This is a genomic window from Streptomyces calidiresistens (assembly GCF_014141525.1).
GTDB classification, from domain to species: Bacteria; Actinomycetota; Actinomycetes; order Streptomycetales; family Streptomycetaceae; genus Streptomyces; species Streptomyces calidiresistens.
Map to the genome: position 1 here is coordinate 1 of NZ_VKHS01001419.1, position 712 is coordinate 712.

At 73.6% G+C, this 712-nt stretch carries 1 protein-coding gene; it reads left to right on the forward strand.

The genetic code is table 11. The annotated features are described in order from the left end of the window. Positions 1–541, forward strand: a 541-nt coding sequence (locus FOE67_RS27615) for a tyrosine-type recombinase/integrase (RefSeq protein ID WP_182667535.1), incomplete at its 5' end; no start/stop codon positions are given. Positions 542–712: the final 171 nt, after the last annotated feature.

The following is a 712-nucleotide window of genomic DNA, read 5'->3' on the forward strand; positions in this document are numbered from 1 at the left end:
GGCCCCGGCCGACCTCACCCGCGCCGCCGAGCGCGGCGACGTGCCCGCCCCCGTCGGGGAGTGCCCCGCCGGCCCCCTGTGGGACAACGCCGAAGTCCTCGACTACATCCACCGCACCTTCCCCGAGGAGACGACCGTCACCCGGCACCGCCTGGACGCGCTGCTGACCCACACCCTGATCCCCACCCCGCACCGGGCCCTGTGGTCCCTGCTGTGGCACAGCACCGAGCTGCGCGTCGAGGAGGCCCTCGCCCTGGACGTCGAGGACATCAACTTCGAGGCCGGGACCATCGCCTCCCGGCCCACCAAGACCCGCCGCACCACCACTGTCCCCCTCCCCGACGCCAGTGCCGCCCTGGTCCGCGAGGCCATCGCCGGACGCACCACCGGCCCACTCCTGACCACCCCCGGCGGGGACCGCATCACCCGCCTCACGGCAACCGACGTCGCATTCCGCCACGGCCACTTCATCCACGACTTCCGCGCCGGCGGCCGAATCCACCGGGCCAGTCACCGAGGAGCCACCTCACCCACCTCCTGAACGGCGCCCCACCACCCTCCACCCCTGACCCACCGGAGAGGCCCCAGCCATGGCCACGCTGCACACCCTCATCACCACCGCACTCACCAACGGCACCGCACCCCTCACCGACCCCAACGGCACCGACACCTGGCACGCCCCCGCCCACGCCCTCATGGCCCTGGCCACCTC